This window comes from Pseudomonas pseudonitroreducens, from assembly GCF_021603645.1.
GTDB lineage: Bacteria > Pseudomonadota > Gammaproteobacteria > Pseudomonadales > Pseudomonadaceae > Pseudomonas > Pseudomonas pseudonitroreducens.
Genome location: NZ_BQHJ01000007.1, coordinates 271,817 through 297,610 on the forward strand (window position 1 = coordinate 271,817; position 25,794 = coordinate 297,610).

Annotated in this window: 26 protein-coding genes; 11 read left to right on the forward strand and 15 right to left on the reverse strand. The window is 65.9% G+C overall.

Going from position 1 to position 25,794, the window contains the following annotated elements:
• Positions 1–123 precede the first annotated feature (123 nt).
• The gene (ppk2, locus tag L6D89_RS18755) at positions 124–942 is read left to right on the forward strand and encodes a polyphosphate kinase 2 (protein ID WP_236200773.1); all 819 of its coding nucleotides are present in this window, start codon (positions 124–126) and stop codon (positions 940–942) included.
• A 272-nt stretch (positions 943–1,214) separates the two neighbouring features.
• Here the strand turns inward: ppk2 and L6D89_RS18760 are convergent, their stop codons facing one another.
• Positions 1,215–2,105: a LysR substrate-binding domain-containing protein gene (locus L6D89_RS18760; protein ID WP_236200774.1), complete on the reverse strand. Its 891-nt coding sequence runs from the start codon at positions 2,103–2,105 to the stop codon at positions 1,215–1,217.
• 128 nt (positions 2,106–2,233) lie between these two features.
• Here L6D89_RS18760 and L6D89_RS18765 point away from each other — a divergent pair, with 128 nt between their 5' ends.
• The gene (locus L6D89_RS18765; RefSeq protein ID WP_236200775.1) at positions 2,234–2,851 is read left to right on the forward strand and encodes a glutathione S-transferase family protein; all 618 of its coding nucleotides are present in this window, start codon (positions 2,234–2,236) and stop codon (positions 2,849–2,851) included.
• Between the two features lie 99 nt (positions 2,852–2,950).
• Here the strand turns inward: L6D89_RS18765 and L6D89_RS18770 are convergent, their stop codons facing one another.
• On the reverse strand, positions 2,951–4,153 hold the full coding sequence (locus L6D89_RS18770) for an MFS transporter (protein ID WP_236174796.1): 1,203 nt from the start codon (positions 4,151–4,153) through the stop codon (positions 2,951–2,953).
• Between the two features lie 170 nt (positions 4,154–4,323).
• Between L6D89_RS18770 and L6D89_RS18775 the strand changes: the two genes are divergently transcribed.
• Entirely contained in the window at positions 4,324–4,554 is a 231-nt protein-coding gene (locus L6D89_RS18775; RefSeq protein ID WP_236174795.1) for a DUF2789 domain-containing protein, read from the forward strand.
• 12 nt (positions 4,555–4,566) lie between these two features.
• Here the strand turns inward: L6D89_RS18775 and L6D89_RS18780 are convergent, their stop codons facing one another.
• Positions 4,567–4,842, reverse strand: coding sequence for a metal/formaldehyde-sensitive transcriptional repressor (locus L6D89_RS18780; protein ID WP_024764116.1), 276 nt, complete (start codon positions 4,840–4,842; stop codon positions 4,567–4,569).
• A gap of 60 nt (positions 4,843–4,902) precedes the next feature.
• Between L6D89_RS18780 and dmeF the strand changes: the two genes are divergently transcribed.
• The 3 genes from dmeF (at position 4,903) to L6D89_RS32625 (ending at position 7,091) form a co-directional block, all read left to right on the forward strand.
• A complete protein-coding gene (gene dmeF, locus L6D89_RS18785) occupies positions 4,903–5,850 on the forward strand; it encodes a CDF family Co(II)/Ni(II) efflux transporter DmeF (RefSeq protein ID WP_236200776.1) in 948 nt (315 codons plus the stop codon).
• Between the two features lie 98 nt (positions 5,851–5,948).
• Positions 5,949–6,878 (forward strand): pseudouridine synthase, encoded by a 930-nt coding sequence (locus L6D89_RS18790; protein WP_236200777.1) that lies wholly within the window; start codon positions 5,949–5,951, stop codon positions 6,876–6,878.
• A 78-nt stretch (positions 6,879–6,956) separates the two neighbouring features.
• A complete protein-coding gene (locus L6D89_RS32625; RefSeq protein ID WP_017519380.1) occupies positions 6,957–7,091 on the forward strand; it encodes a hypothetical protein in 135 nt (44 codons plus the stop codon).
• A gap of 250 nt (positions 7,092–7,341) precedes the next feature.
• Here L6D89_RS32625 and L6D89_RS18795 read toward each other — a convergent pair whose 3' ends face one another.
• Complete coding sequence (locus L6D89_RS18795) at positions 7,342–7,650, reverse strand: PsiF family protein (RefSeq protein WP_236174792.1); 309 nt, start codon at positions 7,648–7,650, stop codon at positions 7,342–7,344.
• Positions 7,651–7,874: 224 nt separating this feature from the next.
• Here L6D89_RS18795 and L6D89_RS18800 point away from each other — a divergent pair, with 224 nt between their 5' ends.
• The 3 genes from L6D89_RS18800 (at position 7,875) to L6D89_RS18810 (ending at position 11,164) form a co-directional block, all read left to right on the forward strand.
• Positions 7,875–8,951, forward strand: coding sequence for a sigma-54 interaction domain-containing protein (locus L6D89_RS18800; RefSeq protein ID WP_236200778.1), 1,077 nt, complete (start codon positions 7,875–7,877; stop codon positions 8,949–8,951).
• A 238-nt stretch (positions 8,952–9,189) separates the two neighbouring features.
• Positions 9,190–9,405 (forward strand): hypothetical protein, encoded by a 216-nt coding sequence (locus L6D89_RS18805; RefSeq protein ID WP_236174790.1) that lies wholly within the window; start codon positions 9,190–9,192, stop codon positions 9,403–9,405.
• A 286-nt stretch (positions 9,406–9,691) separates the two neighbouring features.
• Entirely contained in the window at positions 9,692–11,164 is a 1,473-nt protein-coding gene (locus L6D89_RS18810) for an inorganic phosphate transporter (RefSeq protein WP_236174789.1), read from the forward strand.
• A 60-nt stretch (positions 11,165–11,224) separates the two neighbouring features.
• Here the strand turns inward: L6D89_RS18810 and L6D89_RS18815 are convergent, their stop codons facing one another.
• Positions 11,225–14,005 (reverse strand): PAS domain-containing sensor histidine kinase, encoded by a 2,781-nt coding sequence (locus L6D89_RS18815; RefSeq protein WP_236200779.1) that lies wholly within the window; start codon positions 14,003–14,005, stop codon positions 11,225–11,227.
• An 8-nt stretch (positions 14,006–14,013) separates the two neighbouring features.
• Complete coding sequence (locus L6D89_RS18820; protein ID WP_236200780.1) at positions 14,014–14,481, reverse strand: TadE/TadG family type IV pilus assembly protein; 468 nt, start codon at positions 14,479–14,481, stop codon at positions 14,014–14,016.
• A gap of 271 nt (positions 14,482–14,752) precedes the next feature.
• Here L6D89_RS18820 and L6D89_RS18825 point away from each other — a divergent pair, with 271 nt between their 5' ends.
• Together L6D89_RS18825 and L6D89_RS18830 are read left to right on the forward strand one after the other, a co-directional pair.
• A complete protein-coding gene (locus L6D89_RS18825; protein ID WP_276574812.1) occupies positions 14,753–15,232 on the forward strand; it encodes a prepilin peptidase in 480 nt (159 codons plus the stop codon).
• Between the two features lie 150 nt (positions 15,233–15,382).
• A complete protein-coding gene (locus L6D89_RS18830; RefSeq protein ID WP_236200781.1) occupies positions 15,383–16,216 on the forward strand; it encodes a response regulator transcription factor in 834 nt (277 codons plus the stop codon).
• 35 nt (positions 16,217–16,251) lie between these two features.
• Here the strand turns inward: L6D89_RS18830 and L6D89_RS18835 are convergent, their stop codons facing one another.
• From L6D89_RS18835 to cpaB, 9 genes are all read right to left on the reverse strand, one after another.
• The gene (locus L6D89_RS18835) at positions 16,252–18,000 is read right to left on the reverse strand and encodes a pilus assembly protein TadG-related protein (RefSeq protein ID WP_236200782.1); all 1,749 of its coding nucleotides are present in this window, start codon (positions 17,998–18,000) and stop codon (positions 16,252–16,254) included.
• 18 nt (positions 18,001–18,018) lie between these two features.
• On the reverse strand, positions 18,019–18,297 hold the full coding sequence (locus L6D89_RS18840; RefSeq protein ID WP_236174784.1) for a DUF3613 domain-containing protein: 279 nt from the start codon (positions 18,295–18,297) through the stop codon (positions 18,019–18,021).
• Positions 18,298–18,316: 19 nt separating this feature from the next.
• Complete coding sequence (locus L6D89_RS18845; RefSeq protein WP_236200783.1) at positions 18,317–19,114, reverse strand: tetratricopeptide repeat protein; 798 nt, start codon at positions 19,112–19,114, stop codon at positions 18,317–18,319.
• Entirely contained in the window at positions 19,111–20,019 is a 909-nt protein-coding gene (locus L6D89_RS18850; RefSeq protein ID WP_236200784.1) for a type II secretion system F family protein, read from the reverse strand. The genes L6D89_RS18845 and L6D89_RS18850 overlap by 4 nt, the downstream gene beginning before the upstream one ends.
• A 10-nt stretch (positions 20,020–20,029) precedes the next feature.
• A complete protein-coding gene (locus L6D89_RS18855; protein WP_236174781.1) occupies positions 20,030–20,917 on the reverse strand; it encodes a type II secretion system F family protein in 888 nt (295 codons plus the stop codon).
• Positions 20,914–22,161 carry a type 4b pilus Flp biogenesis ATPase TadA gene (gene tadA / locus L6D89_RS18860; protein ID WP_236174780.1) on the reverse strand — a complete coding sequence of 416 codons (1,248 nt, stop codon included), beginning with the start codon at positions 22,159–22,161 and terminating at the stop codon, positions 20,914–20,916. Before tadA ends, L6D89_RS18855 begins: the two co-directional genes overlap by 4 nt.
• A complete protein-coding gene (gene tadZ / locus L6D89_RS18865; RefSeq protein WP_236200785.1) occupies positions 22,158–23,342 on the reverse strand; it encodes a CpaE/TadZ family protein in 1,185 nt (394 codons plus the stop codon). Before tadZ ends, tadA begins: the two co-directional genes overlap by 4 nt.
• A gap of 65 nt (positions 23,343–23,407) precedes the next feature.
• A complete protein-coding gene (locus L6D89_RS18870) occupies positions 23,408–24,640 on the reverse strand; it encodes a type II and III secretion system protein family protein (RefSeq protein ID WP_236174778.1) in 1,233 nt (410 codons plus the stop codon).
• Positions 24,641–24,655: 15 nt separating this feature from the next.
• A complete protein-coding gene (gene cpaB, locus L6D89_RS18875) occupies positions 24,656–25,576 on the reverse strand; it encodes a Flp pilus assembly protein CpaB (protein ID WP_236174777.1) in 921 nt (306 codons plus the stop codon).
• Positions 25,577–25,794 lie beyond the last annotated feature (218 nt).

The following is a 25,794-nucleotide window of genomic DNA, read 5'->3' on the forward strand; positions in this document are numbered from 1 at the left end:
ACGCAAACACGCTGGCAACCGGGCCTCTCCGACATTTTCGAAACTGACTGGATTACGGTTCGTTGCTCCGCCCAGCAGCTATGCTGATTCCACGGCCGTTCCAGGCCAGCCATGGAGGAAACGATGGGCAAGAAGAGCAAAGCGAAGAACCCGGTTCCCGAACAGACCGGGAAGATGAAGAACAAGGATTACGAAGAGCACCTGCGCAAGCTGTCCGTGGAACTGGTCAAGCTGCAGCAATGGGTAGTCCACAAGGGGCTGAAGGTCTGCATCGTCTTCGAGGGCCGCGACGGCGCCGGCAAGGGCGGCACCATCAAGGCCCTCACCGAGCGCGTCAGCCCGCGGGTGTTCCGCGTGGTGGCATTGCCCACGCCCACCGAACGGGAGAAATCCCAGCTCTACGCCCAGCGCTACATCCGCCACCTGCCTTCGGCCGGCGAGGTGGTGATCTTCGACCGCAGCTGGTACAACCGCGCCGGCGTCGAGCGGGTGATGGGCTTCTGCACCGAGGAGCAGGCCGACAAGTTCCTCGCCGTGACCCCGCTGTTCGAGCGAATGCTCACCGAATCGGGAATCATCCTGTTGAAGTTCTGGCTGGAGGTCAGCCCCGAGGAGCAGGAGCGCCGCCTGAAGGATCGCATCACCGACGGCCGGAAGATCTGGAAGCTCTCGCCGATGGACGTGAAATCCTTCACCCGCTGGGACGAATACACCCGCGCCCGCGACCTGATGTTCGCCGCCACCGACTCGCCCTGGGCGCCCTGGATCGTGGCACCGTCCGAGGACAAGAAGCGCGTGCGCCTGAACGTCATCAGCCACGTCCTCAAGCACGTGCCGTACAAGGACCTCCCCCGCGAGGAAGTGAAGCTGCCCAGGCGCGGCAAGATCGGCAAGTACAAGAGCCCCGACTATCCGATCCACTACATCGAAGAGAAATTCTGATGGCAACCGGGGCCGGCACACGCCGGCCCCGCATCGTTCGGATCTGGTGACTACTTGCGCACGCCCGAGCGGCCTTTTTGCAGGGGCGGACTCTGTCCGCGATGTGCCACCGGCCAGCACCGAGCGGTCGGAAATCGATCGCGGACAGAGTCCGCTCCTACGTGAAAGTTCTGCGCTCGGGTCGGCCCTCACCCTGACCCTGGCTGGGGTGAGGGGGATGCATTGGTCCGGACTCCCCAGGAAAAGACAGTTGCTCCCACCTTATGCCCACCTCAGGCAATGGCGCTCAGATAACCCTCGACCTCAGCGCCCAGCCACTCGGCAAAGGCCGCCACCTTGGCCTGGGTCGACTCGCGCTCCGGCCAGACCAGCCAATAGGGGAAGCCATAGGGCACGCGCAGGTCGCTCAGAGCCACCAGTTCGCCGCTTTCCAGCGCGCCGGCCACCAGGCTGCGCCGCTCGAGGCCGATTCCCTGCCCCATGCGCACGGCTTCGATGCTCAGGTTGGAGTCGTTGACCACGAACTCCGCCGGCTCCTGGGGTACCGTCACCCCTGCCGCCTGGCACCAGCCCAGCCAGGATTCGAAGCCGGTGATACGCGGGCAGCGCAGGATTTCCTCGGGGGTGCGAGGCAACTGGCCGCCGTTGAAATCCGGCGCGGCAACGACCACCACTTCGTCCTCGAACAGGTACTCCTGCGCGAGCCCCTCCCAATGCCCCTGGCCAATGCGGATTGCCACGTCGGCCAGGCCCTGGCGCAGGTCCATGACCTCCAGGCTGGCCAGCAGGCGCAGGCGGTACTGTGGATAACTCGCGCGGAACGCCGGCAGGCGCGGCAGCAACCACTTCTGGCCGAACGACGGAGTCAGCGCCACCACCAGCTCATCCTCGCCCGGACGTGCCTTCGCCAGGCGGGTCGCTTCGGCAATATCGCGTAGCGCGCCGCGAATCTGCAGGGCATACAGGCGGCCCTCTTCGCTCAGGCGCAAGCCGCGGCCTTCGCGCTGCAGCAGGGTGATCCCCAGCAAGCCCTCCAACTGGCGCACCTGCTGGCTGATGGCCGAGTGGGTGACGTGCAGTTCGTTGGCGGCGAGGGTCACGCTGCCGAGCCGGGCAACGGCCTCGAAACTGCGCAGGGCGGCGAGCGGAGGCAATGCGCTCATGTAAGTTTTCCTAACCGAATCGGTCACTAATCGTCGCTATTACCCAACGGTCAAAGCCGCTAGATTCATGGCCATCGCGCGGAGGACCGCGCCAGCCACCATGCAATTTCCACTAACAGGATGTGCCCATGCAACAGAAGCTTCCGCACCTGATCGGCATGCTCGACTCGCCCTACGTGCGCCGGGTCGCCATCACCCTGCGCCTGCTTGGCATCGAGTTCAGCCACCAGTCGCTGTCGGTGTTCCGCACCTACGAGGAATTCCGCGGCATCAACCCGGTGGTGAAGGCGCCGACCCTGGTCATGGGCGATGGCCAGGTGCTGATGGACTCGACTCTGATCATCGATTGCTTCGAACACCTTGCCGGGCGTAGCCTGATGCCCACCGAGCCGGCCGCGCGGGTGCGCGCCACGCGCCTGCTGGGCCTCGCCCTGGCGGTCATGGAGAAGGCGGTGCAGCGTTACTACGAACAGCAGCGGCCACAGGACAGGCAGCTCGCCAGTTGGCAGGAAAGGGTCGACCAGCAGTTGCACGCCGCCCTGGCGCAACTGGAGAGCGAACTGCGCGAACTGTCGCTGGATGCTGCCGCACCGCTGGACCAGGCCGGGCTGAGCATCGCGGTGGCCTGGACCTTCGTGCAGCTGCTGCACTCGGAAGACATCCCGGCAGACAGCTACCCGGCGGTAGCCGACTGGGCGCAGCAGGCTGAAGCGCTGGAGGTGTTCAAGGCGTTCCCGCCGGTCTGACCCCCTGGCACGGGCATAGGAGCGGACTCCCTCCGCGATGGGTTCCCTGCGCGCCTGTGAGCTATCGCGGACAAAGGCCGCTCCTACGTTCTCTGAGGCTCAGTCCTTGGGCAGCTCCTCATGCCGCTGCCGGGTGAAGCGCAACAGGCCGAAGCAGATGACGAAGCCGCAGAGCGCCAGCCCGGCTGCCGCCAGGAAGATCGAAGGGTAACCGTGGCGGGCGGCGACCAGCCCCATCAACGGCCCGGCAACGCCCATCGCCAGGTCGAAGAACAGCGCGTAGGCGCCCAGCCCCGCGCTGCGGCTGCTGGCCGGGATACGCAGCACCGCCTCGACCCCCAGCGACGGATAGACCAGCGACAGGCCGCAGCCGGTGAGCGCCGCCCCCAGCAGCGCGAAGCCTGGCCCCGGCGCCTGCCAGAGCAGCAGCAGGCCGAAAACCTCCACCGCCAGGCAGACCACCGCCACGGCAAAGCCGCCGAAGCGATTGACCGTGCCGGAAAAGATCAGCCGCGCACCGACGAAACAGACCCCGAAGGCGGTCAGGCACCAGGCCGGATTCGCCCAGCCCTGGCTGCCGTAATACAGGGTGATGAAGGTTGCCAGAGTGCCGAAACCGATGGAGCCGAGCATCACGCACATCCCGTAGGGCAGTACCCGGCCGAGCACTGCGTGGAAGGCCATGCGCGTGCCGGCGATGGTCGGCACCTCGGCCCGTCCTCGGGCCGCCAGCCAGCCCAGCGCGGTCAGCAGCAGGATGCTCACGCCCAGGCTCCACAGGCCCAGCGATGCCGACATGGTCACCCCCAGCGGCGCACCGATGGCGATTCCGCCGTAGCTGACGATGCCGTTCCAGGAAATCACCCTGGCGGTATTCTGCGTACCCACCAGCGCAATGCCCCAGCTCGCCGTGCCGATCCCCAGCAGCCCCTGCGCCAGGCCGAACAGCAGGCGGCTGCCGAGCAACAGCGCCAGGCTCAGCCAGGCCACGGAATCGACACTGGTAGACGCCAGCACCAGCACTCCGCCCATCCCCAGCACGCCCAGGCCATACAGCACGGCGCGCTTGGCCCCGTAGGTATCGGCCAGGTAGCCCGCCAGCGGCCGCGACAGCAGCGTGGCGATGTACTGCAGGCCGATGACCACGCCGGCGACTACGGTGGAGTAGCCCAGCTCTTCGTGGACGAAGCCGGGCAACACCGGCAGCAGCAGGCCGATGCTCAGGAACAGGACAAAGGTGAAGACGACGGTGGCGAGAATGCGCAGGGTGACGGAGGCAGTTCGCTGCTCGGACGAGCTCATGGACGGGCCTGACGGTGGGTAGCAGTACGAGTGGCGGGACAGATTGAAAGCAGGCTATCTATTTCCGTCGCGATTGCCAATCCGAACCTTGCTTGCCGCCCGCGGCTCCTATAGTTGTTCCATTGCCGCGCGCCGTAGCGGTGCGCTCCACCTGCAGCAAGGAGATCGTCATGGATACCAGCCAGCACAGCCTGGGCGCCCTGTTCAAGCAACTGGGGCTGCCCGACGGGCGCCAGGAGATCGACGCCTTTCTCGGCAGCCACCGCCTCGCCGAAGGCCAGAAACTGCCGGACGCGCCATTCTGGAACGCCGCCCAGGCGCAATTCCTGCGCGAGGCGCTGCAGCAGGACTCGGACTGGACCGAAGAAGCCGACGAACTGGCGGTGCGGCTGTCCGACTGATCCGCCGCTACCTCACTTGAGATAGGAGCGCAGCACGCCCATGACCTGCTCCAGGTCTTCGTGGCGCTGCGCGGCGGTGCGGTCCTCGGCCCCCAGGTGGTCGCGCAGGTGGCCTTCGAGCACCTCGGCCATCAGGCCGTTCACTGCGCCGCGGATGGCAGCTATCTGCTGCAGGATCGCCGCGCATTCGCTGCCCGCCTCCAGCGCCCGTTCCAGCGCCTCGCTCTGGCCCTTGATGCGCCGCACCCGGGTCAACAGCTTCTTCTGGTCCTTGATGGTATGTCCCACGCTCAAACTCCAAATGTATACTGGGGTATAGTATCCAGACTGAATCTACGGACCATCATCATGCAGCACGCCGCCCACCCGCAAGACGGTCGCCACGACCACCAGTTCCACGAAGGCAATCCCCTGGCCGAACGCAACACCCTGCGCGCCGCGCTGCTGACGGTTGTGATGATGGTGGTGGAGATTGCCGGCGGCTGGATCTTCAACTCCATGGCGCTGCTGGCGGACGGCTGGCACATGAGTTCCCATGCCCTGGCACTGGGGCTGGCCTTCTTCGCCTACGTGGCGGCGCGGCGCTTCAAGGGCGACGCGCGCTTCGCCTTCGGCACCTTCAAGATCGAGATTCTCGCCAGCTACACCAGCGCCATCCTGCTGCTGGGCGTGGCGGCGCTGATGATGTTCGAGTCCGTGGCGCGGCTGCTCTCGCCTTCACCGATCCATTACCAGCAGGCCATCGTCATCGCGGTGATCGGCCTGCTGGTGAACCTGGCCTGTGCCTGGCTGCTGCGCGGCGAGCACCATCACCATGGCCATGAGCACGGGCATGACCACGCTCACCACCACGGCCACGACCATGGCCACGACCTGAACCTGCGCGCCGCCTACCTGCACGTGCTGGCCGATGCCGCCACCTCGGTGGCCGCGATCATCGCCCTGATCGGCGGCCTGATCTGGGGCGCCGCCTGGCTCGACCCGCTGATGGGCATGATCGGCGCCGTGCTGGTGGCCGTCTGGTCGGTCGGCCTGCTCAGGCAGAGCGGCCGGGTGTTGCTGGACGCGGAGATGAACGACCCGGTGGTGGAGGAAATCCGCGAGGTGGTCGCCGCGCTGCCGCAACCGGCGCGGATCACCGACCTGCACCTGTGGCGAGTCGGCAAGTCGCGCTACGCCTGCATCCTCAGCCTCGCCAGCAGCGGCGAGCTGACGCCCGAACTGGTGCGCCAGCGCCTGCAAGTGCACGAGGAACTCGCGCACATCACGGTGGAGATCAACCCGATCCCCGCCTGAGAGCAGCCCTGGAAAGACCGGAAGTCGTGGCGGCTTTGACGACCGCCACGCCGCTGCGGCCTAATGCGCAGCCTGTCGAACCGCGATCGCCTGCCCGCATGTCCAGCTCCCGCTTCTCCACTGCCCAGCAACGCGCCAGCATCCTGCACCTGCCCGCCGGCCCCTGGACGACGGTGCTCGATTGCCTGTGCGCGCGCTTCCCGGCGATCAGCCGCGACACCTGGCTGGACCGCATGGCGCGCGGCAAGGTGCTGGACAACGACGGCCAACCCATCGGCCCCGAGCATGCGTATCGCGAAGCGCTGCGCATCCATTACTTCCGCGAGGTGCCGCAGGAAGCACCGATCCCCTTCCAGGAAAGCATCCTGTATGCCGACGAACACCTGGTGGTGGCAGACAAGCCGCACTTCCTGCCGGTGACGCCCGCGGGCCAGTACGTCGAGGAGACCCTCCTCGCCCGCCTCGCCAGGCGCCTGGACAACCCGCAGTTGGTGCCGCTGCACCGCATCGACCGGCTCACCGCCGGGCTGGTGCTGTTCTCCGCCAACCCGGACAACCGCGATGCCTACCAGGCGCTGTTCCGCGAACGGCGCATCGACAAGATGTACGAAGCCATCGCGCCGGCGCTGCCGGAGCGGGAGTTTCCCCTTGTGCATCGTTCGCGAATGGTCGAGGGCGACCCCTTCATCCGCATGCAGGAAGTGGACGGCACGCCCAACAGCGAAACGCGCATCGAAGTGCTCGAGCGCCGCGGCGACCTGTGGCGCTATGGATTGCACCCGGTTTCCGGCAAGCGCCACCAGTTGCGCGTGCACATGTCGGGGCTGGGCGCGGCGCTGTGCTTCGACCCGCTCTATCCGACCCTGCCGCCGCGCGGCGAACGCCCGCCGGAGGACTTCGACAAGCCGCTGAAGCTGCTGGCCCGGCAGCTGGCGTTCCGCGATCCGCTCACCGGCGAGGCGCGGCATTTCAGGAGCCAGCTGGAGCTCTCCTGGCCTTCCATCAATTTCATCGATGGTCACCCTTAAGGCGATCCATTTCCGTCGATGGTGGCCCGGGTGTTTTCATAGCTCCACCCCAAGGAGAGAAAGCATCGGGAGCCGAACATGAGCTACAGCGCCAAGTCCTTTTCCGCCCTCGTCAACGCCCTGCGTGCCGACGGCATCACCCGTCCCGAACAGATGGCCCGCCAGCCCTTCCGCAATGCCCAGGGCTTCTGGTCCGCGGTGGCGAAGAAATGAACCTCGTGCGGCGACTCCCGCCTGCGCTGCGCATGGATGCGGTGATCGTCCTCTACGCACTGGCCACCGCCTGGCTGGTTTTTTCCGGGTTGTAGGCCCGGTCAGGTTCGCGAGCAAGCTCGCTCCTACCAGGGGCTTGCCAAGGTCCCCCCCTGTAGGAGCGAGCTTGCTCGCGAACCGGCCACAAACAAAAAAAGGGCAGCCACGGCTGCCCTTTTCGTACCCCACGCGGCCCTGCCGCGTTCCATCCTTACTTCTTCAGACAGGTGCTCATGAACGCCTTGCGTTCATCGCCCTTGAGCGCCTTGGTGGTTGCATCGGCATTGCAGGACTTCATCTTCTCCTGCTGCGGGGTCATCTTCTTGGCGTCGCCGCCGCCAGCCTTCAGGCAAGTGCTCATGTACGCCTTGCGCTCATCGCCTTTCAGCGTCTTGGCGGTGGCATCGGCGTTACAGGACTTCATCTTCTCCTGCTGCGCGGTCTGCGCGGCGGTGGCAGCAAAGCCTTGCGCCGAAAAGAGCAGGGCCAGGACGAGCAGCGGAATCCGAACGGTGGTCATGGAGTGGTCTCCCAGGATGGAATTGCCACTCTGAGCGTAGCTCGCAGCCCAGCATTCGCGAGGCCTGTAACGCGGCAGCTCAGTTCGCGGCGCCAGCTCCGTGACGCCTTTTGCGGCGCAGAAATTTAAAATGGTTATATATAAATTCTAATTGATAATTTTTTGAAATAACAAAAATGCCGCAGTATGGCGCTGCCACCCCTTCGGTACGCCAGGAACCCACCATGTCGCTGTTGACCCTTCCCAATGCCCGCGAGCAAACCAAGTCGGTCCGCGCCACGGTGCTGGTGTTCAAGGACCCGCGCTCGCAGGAGCTGCTCAACCGCATCGAACGCCTGGCGCCCAGCGAAGCCAATGCGCTGATCATCGGCGAGACCGGCACCGGCAAGGAGCTGGTCGCGCGGCATATCCACAAGCTCAGCCGCCGCAGCGGCGCGCCTTTCGTGGCGGTCAACTGCGGCGCCTTTTCCGAGACGCTGGTGGAGAGCGAGCTGTTCGGCCACGAGAAAGGCGCCTACACCGGCGCCACCAGCAGCAAGGCGGGCTGGTTCGAGTCGGCCAACGGCGGCACGCTGTTCCTTGACGAAATCGGCGACCTGCCGCTGAACATGCAGGTGAAATTGCTGCGCGTGCTGCAGGAGCGCGAAGTCGTCCGCCTGGGCTCGCGCACACCGGTGCCGATCAATGTCCGCGTGGTCGCCGCGACCAACGTCAATCTGGCCGACGCCGTGGTCGCCGGGCACTTTCGCGAGGACCTGTTCTACCGCCTGCACGTCGCCACGATCCGCCTGCCCCCGCTGCGCGAACGCCCTGGTGACATCCTGCCGCTGGCCGAATTCTTCCTCGAGGAGCACTGCCAGCGCCTGGGCTACAACCGCGCGTCCCTGAGTCCCGAAGCCGAGCGCAAGCTGCTCGGCCACACCTGGCCGGGGAACATCCGCGAGCTGGAGAACGCCATCCACCATGCCCTGCTGGTCTGCCGCAACCAGCAGGTGCAGCCGGGCGACCTGCAACTGGCCGAGCTGCCGTCGGCGCCGCGCTACGAAGCCCTGCGCCACGAGGCCTTCCCCCACGCCCTGGCTCCCAGGGTCGAGGCCACCCTGGAGCAGGCGTTGCTGGAACTGTTCGAAAGCAACAAGCCCGACCTCTACGAGCACGTCGAGGAAGTGCTGTTCCGCACCGCCTACCACTTCTGCCACGGCAACCAGTTGCAGACCGGCCGTCTGCTGGGTATCAGCCGCAACATCGTCCGCGCGCGCCTGGAAAAGATCGGTGAACTGAACCTCAGCCGCACCGGCTGAGGTCGGTTCAGCCCGCGCCAGCCGTGGGCCGAAACCGTCCGTCGGTGATCCCCGCCCGGCCTCCCCCTGCGAAAGGTTATAATCCGCGCCGTTTTTTCCGCCGGCACGCCAGTGCAATCTGAGCGTCTACACTGCCAGTACGACGTCCCGGCGCGACGTTGATCGCCAGTGCACGACCCATCGTCATCGGCTTCGAGTCATCAGTTTTTTCATCAGCTTCTTGTCATCAGGAACCACCGTGACCAAAGACGAACTGCGCGCGGAACTGGAGCGCCAGGAGCAACGTTTCAAGGATGAACAGGGCGGCGAAGTGAAGCTTTATGCCGCCCAGCCCGAACCGGAAAGAAAGCCCTGGCGCAAGCGCCCCAGCGTGCAGGACAAGGCCTTCGACCGGGAACTGGAAAGAATCGAAGAAGAACGACTGAAAAAGGATCAGGAAGCCGCTTCCCTTTAAATCGCAGGTACGGCTCCAGGCCTGAAGACTGCCCCTGAATCCACCCAGGGAAGTCCGCGGGCGATGGACGAGCGGCGCTCCGTGGGGGAGCCCGCCGGTTGGCCTGCAAACACTCATCCGATGGGCCGGCGGCCCGCGTGGAAGCATTGCAAACTTTTTCCACCTTGCCTGAAAGCGCCGTGCGACGAGGCGTCGCGCAAATTGGAGAAACCGTTTCAGGCTAAATACGGTGCTCAAAGCTTCTGGCATAATCGCCGCCCCGTCTCCGACCGGTCATAGAATTTTCATGTTCGATCTTTTCAGCGGACTCGATCTCTGGGTGGGTATCAGCCTGGTGCTGGCACTCACATTCGTCCTGGCGTTCGAGTTCATCAACGGCTTCCACGACACCGCCAACGCGGTGGCCACGGTCATCTACACCAAGGCCATGTCCCCGTACCGCGCGGTGATCCTCTCCGGCATCTTCAACTTCCTGGGCGTGTTGCTCGGCGGCGTCGGTGTCGCCTACGCGATCGTCCACCTGCTGCCGGTGGAACTGCTGATCAATGTGAACACCGGCCATGGTCTGGCCATGGTGTTCTCGCTGCTCGCCGCCGCCATCACCTGGAACCTGGGTACCTGGTACTTCGGCATCCCGGCGTCCAGCTCGCACACCCTGATCGGCTCGATCCTCGGCGTGGGCCTGGCGAATGCACTGATCAACGGCGTACCGGTGGCCGACGGGATCAACTGGGGCAAGGCCATCGACATCGGCCTGTCGCTGATCTTCTCGCCGCTGGCCGGCTTCCTGGTCGCCGGCGCCCTGCTGATCGGCCTGAAGTGGCTGTATCCGCTGTCGAAGATGCACAAGACGCCGGAAACCCGCCGCGACGTCGACGAGAAGAAGCACCCGCCGTTCTGGAACCGCCTGGTGCTGGTGATCTCGGCCATGACCGTGAGCTTCGTGCACGGCTCCAACGACGGCCAGAAGGGCATCGGCCTGATCATGCTGGTGCTGATCGGCATCGTCCCGGCGAAGTTCGTCCTCGACCTGAACAGCACCACCTACCAGATCGAGCGCACCCGCGACGCCGCCATCCACCTGCAACAGTTCTACAACCGCCACTCCGACACCCTTGGCGAGATGCTCGCCCTGGGCAAGGCCGGTGAAGCGGACCTGCCGGACCTGTACCGCTGCGAACCGAAGCAGACCGAAGCGACCCTCAAGGGCCTGCTGAGCGACCTGCACGGCGTTTCCAGCTACACCGAACTGAACGACGACGAGCGCGTCCAGGTACGCCGCTACCTGCTCTGCCTGGACGACACCGCGAAGAAGGTCGGCAAGCTGTCCGAGCTGCCATCGCGCGAGAAGGCGGACCTGGAGAAGCTGCGCAAGGACCTGACCAGCACCACCGAGTACGCGCCCTTCTGGGTGATCATCGCGGTGGCCCTGGCCCTGGGTATCGGCACCATGGTCGGCTGGAAGCGCGTGGTGCTGACCGTCGGCGAGAAGATCGGCAAGCAGGGCATGACCTACGCCCAGGGCATTGCCGCCCAGCTCACCGCAACCGCCGCCATCGGCATGGCCAACATCTACAGCTTGCCGGTGTCCACGACGCACGTTCTATCCTCTGGCGTGGCGGGCACCATGGTGGCGAACCGCAGCGGCCTGCAAGGCAGCACCATCCGCAACATCCTCATGGCCTGGGTACTGACCCTGCCGGTGTCGATCGCGCTGGCCGCCGGCCTGTTCTGGCTGTCCTCGCGCTTCATCGGCTGAGCCCGCGTCGCGCACCACGAAAAACGCCTGCATCCGCAGGCGTTTTTCATTTCCGGGTGCTCAAAGGTTGACCGTCTGCCGCGGCAGGCGGATGACGAAACGGGCGCCGCCGCGGAAGTTGTCCACCGACAGGCTGCCGCCCATGTTGCGGATCAGGTCGTGGCTCACCGACAGCCCAAGCCCCGTTCCCTTGCCGACGGGCTTGGTGGTGAAGAAAGCCTCGAAAATCCGCTCGATCACCGCCGGGTCGATGCCACCGGCGTTGTCGCGCACGTGCAATTCCACCCAGCCAGTGTCGGTGCAGGGTTCCTGCGACACACCAACCCAGCGCGCGCCCTCGTCCGCACGCCCGAGCAGCGCATCACGGGCGTTGGCCAGCAGGTTGATCAGCACCTGCTCCAACTGGTCGGCATAGCCACGCACCACCACGCGTTGCGCCGGTGGCCGGCACTCCAGGCTGATGCCTTGCTGCGTCAGGCTTTCGCCGAGCAACGCAACGGCGCCTTCACAGGCGTCGTAGGGGTCGAAGGGCGCGGCTTCCAGCTCCGACTTGCGGCTGAACACCCCCATGTGGCTGATCACCCGCGAGAGCCGGTCGATCTGCGCGTCGGCGCGCTCCAGCTTCTCCTTCAGGTATTCCGGTTCGCCGAGCTTCTGCCGGGCGTTGTAGAGAGACATGCGCATGACGTGCAGCGGCTGTTTCATCTCGTGGGCCATGCCGCTGACCATCTCGCCCAGGCTGGCCATCTTCGCGCCCTGGGCCAGTTGCTGCTGGGCGTGACGTACGGCGGTGTTGTCGCGGCCTACGGCCTGCACCTCGACCAGCCGCCCTTCGGCGTCCTGCAATGGCCGCTCCGACCAGATCAGCCAGAGGTTGCGTTGGCCGGAAAGACAGAATCGCAGCTCCCAGGAGTCGTCCGCCGTGCTCTTGCCGCCGCCCACCAGGCGCGCGCGCAAGGCACTGCAATCCTGCTCCGACAGCCACTCGTCAAGCCTGCGGCCACGCAGCGCCTCCACCGGTTCACCCAGCACCTGGGCGAAGGTGTGGTTGATGAAGGTCAGTTGCAGGTCTGGATCGTAGCGACAGATCAACGCCGGCGAATCCTCCACCAGCACCCGATAGCGCTCTTCGCTCTCGGCGATCTGCATTGCCGCGAGGCGCTGCTCGGTGACGTCCAGCCAGAGGCCGACAGCCTCCTGTGGAATGCCCTGGATATCGCGCAGCAGCTTGGCCTCGTCGTACAGCCAGTGCCACTCGCCGGCGCTGTCGCGCAGGCGGTACTCGGTGCGCACGCGGCCTTCGCGCAACAGCTCGCGGCCGCGGTCGAGAAAGGTTTCCAGGTCCTCGGGATGCACCCGCTCGGCCAGCGCCTGCCAGTTCTGCCCGAGCAGGTCGAGGCCGAACAGGTTGCCGGCGCTCTCGCTGTAGAACTCGGGGATCAGGTGCCCCTCCTCCACCCGCTGCACATAGATCACCACTGGCGCGCTATCGATCAGGTTGCGCAACCGCGCGTGGGCAGCCAGCGCCTGTTCTTCCTGCAACTTGCCCTCGCTGATATCCAGCAGCACGCCGTCCATCAGCTGGTCGCCGGCGCGGGCCTGCCGCCGGCCCTGCAGGCGTAGCCAGCGGCGCGTCTGGGTAGAGGCGGCTTCGCGCAAACGCAGGTCCTGGACCAGCCGCCCGCCTGGCTGCAGGTTGCGCAGGCGCAAACTCAGCTCATCGGCATCAGCCGGGTGCAATTGGCTCAGCAGGTCAGCCAGCGCCAGCTGCAGTTGCCCGGCGGGCAACCCCAGGCTCGCCGCCACCGCTGGCGACAGTTCGAACAGCCCGTCGTCGACGCGCAACCGCCACCAGCCACCGCCGACCATCTCCTGCAGCAGGTTCAGGCGCCGGCTGCTGTCACGCAGGCTGTGCAGTTCGGTGCGTTCGTGAACCAGGTTGGTGAGGATCTCTGCCAGGTACTGCCAATCGCTCGGCGACAGTCCCGGCCAGCTGCCGCCATGCTCCATCGGTTCGGCCAGCAGCCCGGCCAGGCGTCCACCGCGCACCGGCGCCGGGATCAGGTAGAGAAGGTCGCAGCACAGCGACCGGAGCAACTCCGATGGGCTGTCGTCCGCCCCCAGCAGGCAGGCGCCGCTGGCCGCCCGCAGCTCGTCGCCGGGTACCGCCAGGTTTTCCCGCAGCAGGCTGTCGAAGCCGGGCTGCACGTAGCAGGCGAAGACCCGCAGGCTCTGGTCCGGGGCTTCCAGCAGCAGGGCCATGCTGCGCATGTGGAAGTTGCTGCAGAAGGCTTCCAGCACTTCGCTGACAGCCTCGCCGAGGCGGCGCTGCGAGCTGTGCCGCAGGCGGGCGAGGAGCAATTTGCTGAGGTTCAGGCACTGCAGCTTGTGCTGCTGACTGTCGGACTGCCAGTTCAGGTCGGAGATATCCGTGCCGAGCAGCAGGCAATGCTCGTTGGCCTGCAGGACGGCCTGAAAACGGCAGACCAGCGGCAGGTCGCCGGTGCTGCGCAGCACCAGGTCGAGGCGCTCGCCGCCGCGCAGGCTGGAGACCTGCATGCCGCCAGGGATGCGGCGGTCCAGGTAATCGCCCAGCCCCGGCAGATCACCATTGCCCGGCACCGGTGGCAGGAGCCGGTGGGCCTGGCTGCCGCCACGGGCAATCACCCGATCGCGGCTATCGAGCTCCAGCCAGAGGTCCCAGTGGCCGCTCGGCAGCGGTTCGGCCAGCTCCTCCAGCGGCAACGCCGGGCGCCGGCGAGCCGCCAGGGGCCGACTGGGTAGCGGGTTGTCGATCAGCTCCTGCTGGCCGCGCGACCTTGATCGCCAGAAATCAAACATCCAGAGCCTCAGAGCAGGACGCTGGCGGTGCCGCTGAGCACATCAGGCAGGCGCGGCACCGTGCCGATTCCCGGCAGCGTCAGCAGCGGCACGATGGGCTTGGTGGCGTAGGGATAGCTGACGCACACCTGGATGCGCGTGTACTGGCGACCCGAGACCGTTTCTGTCACCGGCGTCGCCATGAACTCGCCGTTGTAACAGCCGTTGCGCCAGCTTGCCGGCATCCAGCTCAGGCGCTGCGTCACCGCCCGGTCCACGGCGGACTTCAAGGCAGCGTTGTAGTTCGGCACCTGCGGGTTCACCGAAACGGCAAGACGCGCGCCGGCCGCCGCGGCATCGTTGAACGACTGCAGCATCAGCAGCGGCACGCAATAGCCGAGCAGGCCGTAGAGCACCGCGAAGAACAGCACGAATACGCCGGCAAACTCGATGGCCATCGCGCCTCGCTGCCCGCCACGCCCGCCGACTCCGTTCATGCGCAATACTCCCAGGCCAACTTCCAGCTTGAATGATCGTTCAACTTATCGGCGCGGCAAAACTTTACTGAAGATACTCGCCGTCGGATAAATTCCACTACCGAGCAATACTAGGCGCTCTTGCTGAATTCGCCCTCCTGCTGAGCAGAGTAACGTTACGAGCCAAATTCGATTGCTTCTGGCTTGAATTGCAATATAGCGCTGGAATAGTCGATACCTTAAAACTCCACACAGCGCTTCGAATTCGCCGAACGAGACAAGGAAACGCTCGATGCTGTTCAAACTCTGCCTGCTGGGCTGGTTCGCGGTGTGTGCCTATCAGGACCTCACACGGTTGCGTGTGAGCAACTGGCTGACCCTCGGCGGGGCGCTGGCGGCCCTGCTGTTCCTGATGCTCGAGGGGCATACGCTGACCGGCTTCACGCCAGTTGCCGCAGCAGTGGCGGCGCTGCTCGCAGCGCTGCTCACGGTGCCGGGCTACTGGCTGGGGAAGCTGGGTGCAGCCGATGTGAAACTGCTGGTCGCCCTGGCCCTGGCCAGTGATCCGCTGACGCTGCTGTACACCCTGGCGCTGGCGTGCCTGTTCTGCGTGGGGCTGATGTTCGCCAGCAAACTTTTGATTGATTCGGACAAAGTACCGGTTAATTGCAAATCGCAATTAGCCCGTCTGCGACCGTCAAAGTTCAAGTCATTCCCCTTCATCTTTGCGCTATTCGCCGGTCTTCTGACGACCCTGTCGTTCGTCCATTAAAATTGAATCCGACAATTGGCAGAATCCAAACTTAACGACTATATGCTAAGGGTTAATACCACCTATCGCCTGATGGGACGATTCGGCTGCGGTTATTGAACAGCCGGACGATAAAAACAATGGAAGTATTCTTTCAAGGAGCGTGCAGTCATGGACAAAACGGCCAATCGCCGTTTCAGCGTGCTGGTCATCGATGACGAGCCTCAAGTCACCAGCGAGCTTTCCGAGTTGCTGGAGAACAGCGGCTACCGCTGCGTAATCAGCGACAGCAAGGACAGCGCCCTGCAGAAATTCCGCGATGACACCTCGATCGGCCTGGTGATCTGCGACCTGGGCCTGGGTCGCGACAATGGCATCCGCGTGGTCGAGGCGCTCAAGGACCTGGCCGGCTCGACGCGGTTCTTCGAGACCATCATCCTCACCGGCCAGCAGGGCAGCCAGGAAGTGATCGAGGCCATGCGCGTGGGTGTCGCCGATTACTATCAGAAGCCGGTGGCGCCGATGGACCTGCTCAAGGGCCTGGAGCGCCTGGAAGCCCGCCTGCACGAACGCATCCGCAGCCAGCTCAGCCTGAGCCATGTGAACCAGCGCCTGGAGTACCTTGCCGAATCGCTCAACTCGATCTCGCGGGATATCCACAAGATCAAGTACGAGGTCCATGGCAGCGGCCAGCCGGCCAGCAGTGGCGCGCTCAAGCAGGAACAGCCCGAGCCGGCCACCAGCGGCGCGCCGAGCAACGCGGAGCAGATGACACCGGTGGTCAACAACCCGCTGTTCAACAAGCTTTCGCCGCGCCAGCAGGCGGTGGCGCGCCTGGTGAGCAAAGGGCTGACCAACTACCAGATCGCCTACGACCTGGGCATCACCGAGAACACCGTGAAGCTCTATGTCTCCCAGGTGCTGCGGCTGATGCACATGCACAACCGCACCCAGCTCGCCCTCGCCATCTCCCCTTCCGCCGCGCAGAGCAGCGCGGTGCACTGAGTGCCGGGCGCCCCGCTTGCGGGGCGCCCGCGCCGTCAGATGAGCATCTCGATCGATTGCGTCTGCAGATCGATGAGGCGGACATCCAGCGTACCCAGTTGAATCCCCAGCAGGCTGAGCAACGGGTCGAGTACCAGTGAGCCCAGTGAAGCGAGGATCGGCGCCAGCGCATCGGCCAGCCCGCCGATCAGCGCCGTTACGGTCTTGAACAGGCCGTTGAGCAGCCCGCCGAGAATATCCCCCACCAGGCAACCGAGAATGTTGTTGCAGGGCGCCAGCGCGACCTGGATATCCAGGTTGTGGCCGATGTTGCTCAGGCCCTTGGCCAGGGCGTTACCCACCGGGGTGGTGATGCGCTGCACGGCGCTGGGCAGGTCATTGCGGCTGGCGACGATGAACGTCAGTTGCTGATCGGCGTTGCTGCCCAGGTCGATCATCGCCGGCACCACGCCCGGCTTGGGCGCAATGCTGATCGACGCCAGGCTGGCCGTCGCCGAGGGCAGCAGGTTGGTGACGAAGCTGAGGTTCTCCACTGTCGCCAGACTGGCCGAAGCCTGCACCGTGGCGCTGGCAGGCTGGCCGATGCCCGCGCACTGAATGCTCTCCAGCGCGGCGTGGCCACTGATCGCCTTGAGGCTCAGGTTGATTGTCGTATTAGCGATACCCAGCAGGTTCGCCGTAGCTTTCAGAGATACCCGCACCTGCGCCGGCTTGGCATCGGTGCGCCAGGAGCCATCGGTGTTCTTGCCCGGAAAGCCGATGGCGACCTGCGGCGGCTGGATGATGTAGAGGCTCACCCCCAGGTTGGTGACGCCAGGCACCGTCAGGCTCAGGGCGGGGACGGTCACCGCCGTTGCCTGGTTCGCCGCCATCGCCGTGGCCATCAGCAGGTCGAGCAGGTTCACCTTGGAGTCCAGTGCGGTATCGGGCAGCGCGCTGGGCGTGGCGACGCTGAGGATCGACGCCAGGCTGATGTTGGTCGTGGGCACCTTGACCGTCGCCAGCGCGTTGCCGAGCAGCGCGGTGTTCACCCCTGCCGTTCCGGAAGCGCTGACCGCCCTGACGGCGGCACCGAGCAACTGCGCCACGCCGACGTTGGTGTTGAGCAACTCCTGGACCGTGCCGACACTCAGGTTCAACTGGGAGGCAAGGTCACGCAGAGAGAGGTTGGCGCCGGCGATGCCGTTGTAGCTGGCGACATCGAGATTGAGCGTGATGCCCAGCAGCGAGCCGAGCAGCCCATTGAGCAGCGCCGAGCGGCTGGTATCCAGGTTCAGCAGGCCGCTGCCCGCGGACAGCGCGCCAATTGCGCTGCGCCGTGCAACAGCGTGCGCCACCAGCTCGGTTTGCGCGGGTGCCTGGGTGAAGAGGCTGGCCACGTTGAGGATCAGGCTGGAGGGTACCTTGTGGGAAACCTCCACCTGCACCGAGTCAGCGAAAGCGCCTCCCGGGCTGAAGATCCGCCGCGACTGTGGCGCACCGTTGCCGGCATCCAGCAGCACGCTGCCCAGTTGTCCGGTGAGCGTGTCACCGGCGGCCGGGACAAAACCATTCTTCGCCGCGCTGGCCACTACCAGCCCCTGGATCGCCGCCGCCTGCTGGGTGCCGCACATGCCACTCTGCGTCGCCGCCTCCAGCGCCGCCATGTCGGCCACGCGCTGCAACTTGCGCTGTTCGAAGTACAGGCGCCCGGTGTCGACCACCAGGGCCAGGCAGATCAGCGCCAGCAGCAGCGTTCCCACCGCCATGACACCGATTGCGCCTCGCTGCCGTTCACGTCCCATGGCAGCCTCCGGAAGGGATCATTTCTTGTCAGTGCTGAAGCCGTTGTCGTCGAGCAGATACTCGGGAATCTCGCGGGTATAGCTCTTCAGGTAGCGCTGGTAGGCGCGGTCGCGCTCGGCCGGTGTGGCGCTCTGCCGGTTACTGGAGGCCGCCTGGCCGCTGCTCTGCAGTTCCAGCCAGGTCAGCACTTCCTGCTGGTCGCGAGCCGTGGTGCCGGCCTCCGTGCGGGTGTTGTCGACGGCTTCGGCCAGCATCGGCGAAGCCAGCAGCGCAGCAGCCAGAATCCATGTCTTCATCCCGTCCTCCCTGCCCGCCTCAGCGGGCCTTGACCAGCAGCTTGGCGTCACGCGCTACCGCAGGCGTCGACTCGACCAGGGCCGGATGCGCGTCCTCTGCCGGCTCGTCCACATAGCTCACGCTTTCGGCCTGCACCGCCGGTTGGCTGGCGGGGCTGGCGGGGCCTGCCGGGCGCAGGTCCCTGGCCTGGTCCTGGGCGGCGCGCACCTGGTCGGCAGACAGCCCGACACTCTGGATCAGCCGGCCGGCCTCGCTGTTCTCGCCCTGGATGAACATGACACTGAGCAGGTTGGTGGCCGGCAGCTTGTCGTGCTCGTTCAGTTCCATGGCGGTGATGAACTCGAAGCGCGCCTTCTCCAGATCACCGCGGCGCAGCAGGACATAGCCCAGGTCGTTGCGCAGGGCACTGTCGGTGGGCTGCAGGCGCGCCGCCTCACGCAGTTCGCGCTCGGCCTCAACGGTATTGCCGGCGCGCATGGCGATCTGCCCCAGGCCGTGGTGTGCCTCGGCGGACTTGCAGGTCCCCAGCAGCCCCTCGTAGACCATCCGCGCCTTCGGGTCGCCAATCCGGCGCAGGGCCAGCGCCTTGCTTTCGCGCACTTCCAGCGAGTTGGGCGGCAGGGTTTCCAGGTTGGCCAGGGCCGCATGGGCACGGCCGTTGTCGAGCATCTCGCGGGCCAGGTTGAGCTGCAGCTCCACCGCCTGGCCGAGCTTCTCGTCGCAGTTCTGCCCGACGCTCGGCCCGCCGAGGGTGTCGAAGTTGGCGCAGCCGCCGAGCATCATGCCGAGCAGGCCGATCAAGCAGGCGTTTCTCATCCCATTCTCCCCAGGGCCTTGGTAATCGCGAGGAAACCGGGCCCGGCAAGGATGATCAGCAATGCCGGAAACAGCAGCGTCATCATCACCAGGCTCATCTTCGCCGACATCTTGCTGACCTTTTCCTGCAGGCCGGTCAGGCGCCGGTCCTCGAACAGTTGCTTGAGGGTGAGCAGCGACCCGCGCGCGCTGCCGCCCTGGCGCACCATCTGGCGCAGCACGTTGCAGCAGTCGCTCAACTCCCCCACCGCCAGGCGCTTGCTCAGCAGTTCCAGCTCGTCAGCCAGGTCCAGGCCGCTCTCGGCATGGGCCAGCACGCCGTCCAGCTCTTCCACCAGCACCGGCACGATGCTCCGCCCCTCGCGGCAGACCACGCGCAGGCTCTGCTCCACGGTGAGGCCGGAGTCGAAGAGGATGCGGATCAGCTGGATGAACAGGATCACCTCGTCGGCCAGGCGCTGCCGGCGCCGACCGGCAAAGTAGGCCAGCACACGCTTGGGCAGCAGGAAGCCGATGCCGGCGGCGAAGGACAACGGCAACAGCGGCGAGGTGTGCGCATGCCCGGGGGTGGCAAGGATCACCAGCACGATGGTCACGAACAGCACCGGCACCAGGAAGATCGACATCAGGTAGATACTGCGCGGCGTGCTGCCGGACCAGCCTGCCTGGTTGAGCAGCAGCCGGACTTCCTCGTCGCGCAGTTGCAGGCGCCGGCCCAGGCCGCTGTCGCTCATCCGGTCGAATGCCTGCGCCACGCGCTGGCCGGCACCGCGCGGCAACGCGTCACTGCCCAGGCGCTGCTCGATCAGGCGCTGCTCGCGGCTGGCGGCGCGGCTCTGCGAGAGCAGCAGGAGGATCGCCGCCAGGGCCAGGATCACTGCCATCAATCCGTACATCAGGGGCATGCCGGCCTCCTCAGATGCTCTTGAGCATGCGCCAGAGCGTGTAGCACCCCAGCACCTGCAACCCCAGGGAAGTCAGCAGCATCAGGCGGCCGCCATGGTCGTGCCACATGTTCATCAGGTAGCCCGGATTGCTGAACAGGATGTAGCCGCCCAGGCTGATCGGCAGCAAGGCCAGGACCAGGGCGCTCATGCGCGTTTCGCCGGTCATCGCGCGCAACTGGCGGCCGAGCTTCTCGCGCTCGTGGATGACCTTGATGATGTTTTCCAGCAGGTCGGTGGTGTTGCCGCCGTAGCGATGGTTCACCGCCACGCCGAGGGAGAGCACGTGCAGTTCTTCCACGTCGTAGAGCTCGGCCACTTCCTGCAGCGCCTCGGGCAGGCTGATGCCCAGCAGCACGTGGTTGTTCACCAGCGAGAAGATTTCCCGCAGCGGGTCGTCGGCGCCATTCACCGCCTGGGTGATGGCGTCGCCCAGGGTGCGCCCCGAGTGCAGGCTGCGCACTACCTGGTCGAGAAAATTGGGCATCTGCCGGATCATTTTCTGCAGGCGCCGGCGGTACAGCAGGTTGAGCAAGCCATGGAAGCCCAGCACGCCCAGTCCGACACCGCAGAGTGCCCCGACCGGGCCGCCCAGGCGCTGCCCGAACAGCGCCAGCAGGATGCAGACCACCACCGCTCCCAGCACCCAGTGGCGCATCTCGCCGATGCCGGCTCGGCGCATGCGCCGGGCCAGCCAGTGGCTGCTGCGGGCGCGACCGCCGCCGCTGACCACACTCTCCCCGCTCAGGCGGCGCATCACCACTTCATGGTGCCGCGCCCGCCAGCTCATCCCCGCCAGCAGCACACCCAGCGCCGCCAGCGCCAGGCTGACCACGACCAGCCAGAGCGCGCCGCTCACAGCAACACCTGGCGGAACTTCAGGCCGCCCGGCTGGGCAGTGCGGACGAACTGCCCGCTGCCGCGCCGGTCGAGGCTGAACAGGGAATTGGTGACGTAGACGCCATCACGCACCTCCAGCACCTCGAGAATCTCGCTGACGCAGCGGCGGCCGTTGGACAGGCGAGTGATCTGCACGATGATGTCCAGCGCCGAGCAGAGCATCTGCCGCAGGGTCTGCTCCGGCACGCGCTGGCCGGTGAGCCCCACCAGCATTTCCAGGCGCAGCAGCGAATCCATGGCCGAGTTGGCATGCACGGTGCTCATCGAACCGTCGTGGCCGGTGTTCATCGCCTGCAGCACGTCGAGCACTTCGACGCCACGGATCTCGCCGAGGATGATGCGGTCCGGGCGCATCCGCAGGGCGTTGCGGATCAGGTCACGGGCGGTGACTTCGCCGAAGCCTTCCGCGTTCGGCGGACGGGTTTCCAGGCGCACCACGTGGTCGTGGCCCAGTTGCAGCTCGGCGGTGTCCTCGATGGTGACGATGCGCTCGCGCTCGTCGATGAAGCTGCTCATCACGTTGAGCAGCGTGGTCTTGCCGGTGCCGGTACCGCCGCTGATGAGGATATTGCAGCGGCTCGCCACGGCCTGGCGGAGGAATGCCAGCATGGCCTCGTCGACGCTCTGGTAGGCCAGCAGGTCGGCGCTCTTGAGCAGTTCCTTGCTGAACTTGCGGATCGACAGGCAAGGCCCGTCCAGCGCCACCGGCGGGATGATCGCGTTGACCCGGCTGCCGTCGGGCAGGCGCGCATCCACCATCGGGCTGGATTCGTCCAGGCGCCGCCCCAGGGGCGCGAGGATGCGCTGGATCACGCGCTGTACGTGGTGATCGTCGATGAAGCGCAGATCGCTCTGGTACAGCCGGCCTTCGTGCTCGATGAACACCCGGTCCGGGCCGTTGACCAGGATTTCCGAGATACCCGGATCGCGCAGGAGGATTTCCAGCGGGCCGAAACCGGTCAGTTCGTCCACCACCTCTTCGGCGAGGCGGTCGAGTTCGTAGCGGGAGATCGCCAGCTGGCGGCGCGAGGCGTACTCGCAGACCTTCTCCGAGACGTACTGCGCTACCGCGGGCCGCGCGCCCTCCAGCAGGTTCATGCCGTCTTCGTCGATCTCGTCGATGATGTAGCGGTGCAGGCGCATTTTCAGCGTCTGCAGGTCCTGGTCGTGGCGACCGTGGCCCCCGCCGTAGTGCTGGCTCATGAGCGCACGGCCTTGGTGCGGCCGATCCAGCCGAACAGCCCGCGCTTCTCGGCCACGCCCGCGCCCAGCGCTTCGGCCAGGTCACGCAGCTTGACCGTCAGCGGGTCACGCGGGGCCAGGTCGAACAGGCTCTGGCCGACGTTCTTGGCGCGCAGGCGGGCTTCCGGCGAAGCCGGCAGGATGCCGAACAGCTCCAGGCCGAACATCTTGCCCAGCGCCGGCGCATCGGGCGGCACCGAGGGCCAGTAGCGCTCGATCAGCAGCTCGATACGCGGCAGCGTCGGCGTGCGCTCGCGCAGGCGGCGCAGGCGCTCCAGTCCCTTCTTGCAGGACGGCACGCTCTGGTCCACCAGCCACAGCACGCGACTGGCCTGCATCAGTAATTGCCCGCTGAGATCGCCTTCGGCGACGCCGGTGAGGTTGATCAGGATGTGGCTGAACGCGCTGCGCAGGTTGCCCAGCAGCAGGTACAGCTCGGCGGTGGTGATGCGTTCCAGCACGCCGGGCTCGTCCGACAGGCTGAGCACGCGCAGGCCGGATTCGTGACGGGTGAAGGCGCTGTCGATCAGGGTCTGGTCCAGGCGCCTCAGGTTGCGCAGCGCATCGGCGAAGGTGAAGGCCGGCTCCATGCCGAGAATCGCCAGCGCTTCGCCGGTGGGCTGGCCGATATCCACCAGCAGCACGCGATGCTCCGGCTGGCGTTGCAGCGCCAGGGCCAGGTGCAGCGCGACGAAGGCGCCGTCGGCATCGGGCCGGGCGCTGATCAGGCTGATCAGCTCGCCCTGCTGGGTGGCGCTCACCGGCACCGTCGGCAGGCGTCCACCGAGGCGGCGGACCAGCCCGCTCAGCTCACTGGCGCGGGCACCGTAGGTGACGAAGTCCCTGGCGCCGGCGCGCATGGCGGCCAGCACCAGCTGGTTGTCCAGGCCATCACCGACGGCCACGACCGAAAGCAGCGGCCGCGCGGAGACCAGGCCCTCGATCAGCGAGCCCTGGGACACCAGGTTGGCCTTGTTCAGGCTGGTGAAGAGCACCGTCGCGCCGGTGACGTCGAGCAGCGACAGCAGCTCTTCCAGGGTCCCGCTGTTGGCCAGCACCACCTGCCCGCAGCCGGCCAGGCTGCTCTGCAACCACTCCTGCTCGCCGGGATGCTGGACCAGCGCCACGAAAGTCTGACTCATGCCCGTGCTCCCTTCCTTTGCCTTGCCTCCCGCTCTCTGGCGGGTCAGCGCTTCGTAGGTATCCATCAGTGCGACATCCCGCTGCTGGCCTTGCGCTTGTCGAAGCGACCGTCCTCGAGGAAGTAGAACTCGCCGAACCCAGGGTCGTAGTCGCGCAGTCCCTCGCCCGGCAGCTTCGGCAACGCGGCATTGGCCGCCAGCGGCTGGACCAGGTGGGGCGTGACGATCATCAGCAGCTCGCGGTCGTCCTTGTCCAGGCTGGAGGAGCGGAACAGTGCGCCGATGACCGGGATGCTGCCGAGGAAGGGGAACTTGTCGACGTTGCTGATGGTGCTGCTGCTGATCAGCCCGCTGATCACGAAACTCTCGCCGTCGGCCAGCATCACGCTGGTGTCGGTGCGCCGCACGGTCAGCGCGGGCACGGCGATGTCGTTGGTGCGGATGCCGCTGGAGAAGTCCAGTTCGCTGACTTCCGGTGCGACCTTGAGGGCGATGCGCTTGTCGTTCATCACCGTCGGGGTCAGGGTCAGGCGCACGCCGAACTCCTTGTACTCGATGGTGATGGTGTCCTTGTCGCCATTGGGCACCGGAATCGGGAACTCGCCACCGGCCAGGAACGAAGCGCTCTGCCCGCTGGTGGCAACCAGGCTGGGCCGCGCCAGGGTGTAGGCGAAGCCGCTGCCTTCGAGGGCGTTGATGAAGCCCAGCCACTTGCTGCTGCCGCCACCCCAGATGATGTTGAAACCACCGTTGGCATTGCCGAAGGTGCCATCCAGGTTACCCACGGGGTCGACCGTCATGTTGCCCAGGCTGCCTGGCGAGCCCAGCACGAAGGTGTTGGAGCCGCGCCGCACCAGCGATGTGCTGGCCTGCTTGAGCTTGCTGCGGCTGACTTCGACGAAGCGGATATCGGTCTGCACCTGGTTGGGCAGGCTGCCGGCAGCGACGCCGGCAACGCCAGCGACATCGCCAACCGCACGCCCGCCGACACGCACCACGGTGCGTATCGGCTGGTCGCTGCAACTGGTCCAGATCAGCAGGCTGGTCAGGCCCTCGGCCTTGCCGGTGATGAGGAAGTCACGCTTGTCCAGCACCTGCACGTCGGCAATGTTCGGATCCCCGATGGCCAGGCGCTTGATCGGCACCGGTAGTTGCTGGTCGCGCTGCGCGCCCTGCTCGACGTCGAGGTTCAGTTGCTGGTCAGCGAAGCCGGCGCAGGCACTCGGCACAGCCTGCGCCGCGGAGTGAACGGCACAGGCCAGCATGGCGACCAGGGGAAGGATGAAGCGCTTGGACATCGATGCACTCCTTGCTCAATGTGCTTCACGGGTAACGGCGGTACCGCGGTAGACCACCACACCGGCGTCGACCTGCGGAGCGGAGACCTGGCGCACGGCGGGAGCCTGAGGCTGCCGCGGCTTGCCGATCAGTTGGTCGAGGGTGATCGACTGACTGCTGGAGGCACCGAGCGAGGCCTGGATATAACGCCCTTGCTGCTCCTTCTCGTAGAGATTCTCGTCCTTGCTACGCACGGCCAGGCGCAGGGAGCCGGCCTGGCTGGCGAGCATCAGGCGCGCGGCCGACTCGGCAGGCACTGCCAGCACGGCGGTGCGCGGCGGCTTGGGGGTCTTGTCCTTGGGGTCGCCGGCGTTGCGCGCCTGGCCATCGGCAGAAACGGCGATCTGTTCGCCATAGGTCAGCACCCGCACGCCCGGCAGCACTACCTGGGCGCTGAGGCTGCGTTCGCTGCTCTGCTGGTCCTGGACGAAGAGCATGACGTCGACATAGTCGCCGGGCAGCACGAAGCCGCCGCCGCCGATGACCTCGTCGACGGCAATCGCCATGGCGCGTTCGTCCGGCCGGATGGTGCGAGCCAGGGGGCCACCCGGCTCGGTCACCGCGGAAGTGAGGATGTTGCCCGCCGGAACGGCGACCCAGACGCGTTGGCCGATCAGCGCCTCGGGCTTGGGAAAGCTGCCGGCGGGAGCGGTATGCAGCATCTCGACCGTGAGATCGTCCTTGCCGATCACCGCCAGGGCCGGCAGGTCGCGGGCCGCCACCACCACGGCGGTGCGTTGCAGCTTATCGGCCTCCGCCAGCGCTGCCGGTGCAACCTCCTGCACCACTCCGGCGACGGGAGCGGCGGGCTTGCCGACCTTGAGCCCGAGATACCCCACCACGCCGGCACATACCAACAACAGCCCGGCGAACACCATCAGCACCTTGCTATTCATGAGCACATCCTTGGGCGATGTCGGGAATGCGGACCCGGAAGTCCACGGCCTTAGCGTAAGAAGTTCCGTCACCGGTATCGCCGATGCTTGTCCTTCAGACCTTTATTGTTGTTTCGGCCAGTCGAGGAAGTTCGATAAGAATCATTCCTCATAATCAGACTCTGTTTGTTCCAAGGCTGAATCTAGTAGCTGTGTTTATAGCGTCAACCACGCCCGTT

Bases quoted from the DNA above. Each gene is read 5' to 3' on its own strand.
- L6D89_RS18765 (WP_236200775.1), top strand. From the start codon at position 2,234: ATGCAACAGAAGCTTCCGCACCTGATCGGCATGCTCGACTCGCCCTAC.
- L6D89_RS18795 (WP_236174792.1), bottom strand. From the start codon at position 7,650: ATGACCACCGTTCGGATTCCGCTGCTCGTCCTGGCCCTGCTCTTTTCG.
- L6D89_RS18790 (WP_236200777.1), top strand. From the start codon at position 5,949: ATGTCCAGCTCCCGCTTCTCCACTGCCCAGCAACGCGCCAGCATCCTG.
- L6D89_RS18850 (WP_236200784.1), bottom strand. From the start codon at position 20,019: ATGCCCCTGATGTACGGATTGATGGCAGTGATCCTGGCCCTGGCGGCG.
- L6D89_RS32625 (WP_017519380.1), top strand. From the start codon at position 6,957: ATGAGCTACAGCGCCAAGTCCTTTTCCGCCCTCGTCAACGCCCTGCGT.
- L6D89_RS18760 (WP_236200774.1), bottom strand. From the start codon at position 2,105: ATGAGCGCATTGCCTCCGCTCGCCGCCCTGCGCAGTTTCGAGGCCGTT.
- tadZ (WP_236200785.1), bottom strand. From the start codon at position 23,342: ATGAGTCAGACTTTCGTGGCGCTGGTCCAGCATCCCGGCGAGCAGGAG.
- L6D89_RS18835 (WP_236200782.1), bottom strand. From the start codon at position 18,000: ATGGGACGTGAACGGCAGCGAGGCGCAATCGGTGTCATGGCGGTGGGA.
- L6D89_RS18825 (WP_276574812.1), top strand. From the start codon at position 14,753: ATGCTGTTCAAACTCTGCCTGCTGGGCTGGTTCGCGGTGTGTGCCTAT.
- L6D89_RS18815 (WP_236200779.1), bottom strand. From the start codon at position 14,005: ATGTTTGATTTCTGGCGATCAAGGTCGCGCGGCCAGCAGGAGCTGATC.
- L6D89_RS18800 (WP_236200778.1), top strand. From the start codon at position 7,875: ATGTCGCTGTTGACCCTTCCCAATGCCCGCGAGCAAACCAAGTCGGTC.
- L6D89_RS18840 (WP_236174784.1), bottom strand. From the start codon at position 18,297: ATGAAGACATGGATTCTGGCTGCTGCGCTGCTGGCTTCGCCGATGCTG.
- cpaB (WP_236174777.1), bottom strand. From the start codon at position 25,576: ATGAATAGCAAGGTGCTGATGGTGTTCGCCGGGCTGTTGTTGGTATGT.
- L6D89_RS18870 (WP_236174778.1), bottom strand. From the start codon at position 24,640: ATGTCCAAGCGCTTCATCCTTCCCCTGGTCGCCATGCTGGCCTGTGCC.
- ppk2 (WP_236200773.1), top strand. From the start codon at position 124: ATGGGCAAGAAGAGCAAAGCGAAGAACCCGGTTCCCGAACAGACCGGG.
- L6D89_RS18830 (WP_236200781.1), top strand. From the start codon at position 15,383: ATGGACAAAACGGCCAATCGCCGTTTCAGCGTGCTGGTCATCGATGAC.
- L6D89_RS18775 (WP_236174795.1), top strand. From the start codon at position 4,324: ATGGATACCAGCCAGCACAGCCTGGGCGCCCTGTTCAAGCAACTGGGG.
- L6D89_RS18770 (WP_236174796.1), bottom strand. From the start codon at position 4,153: ATGAGCTCGTCCGAGCAGCGAACTGCCTCCGTCACCCTGCGCATTCTC.
- dmeF (WP_236200776.1), top strand. From the start codon at position 4,903: ATGCAGCACGCCGCCCACCCGCAAGACGGTCGCCACGACCACCAGTTC.
- L6D89_RS18810 (WP_236174789.1), top strand. From the start codon at position 9,692: ATGTTCGATCTTTTCAGCGGACTCGATCTCTGGGTGGGTATCAGCCTG.
- tadA (WP_236174780.1), bottom strand. From the start codon at position 22,161: ATGAGCCAGCACTACGGCGGGGGCCACGGTCGCCACGACCAGGACCTG.
- L6D89_RS18845 (WP_236200783.1), bottom strand. From the start codon at position 19,114: ATGAGAAACGCCTGCTTGATCGGCCTGCTCGGCATGATGCTCGGCGGC.
- L6D89_RS18820 (WP_236200780.1), bottom strand. From the start codon at position 14,481: ATGAACGGAGTCGGCGGGCGTGGCGGGCAGCGAGGCGCGATGGCCATC.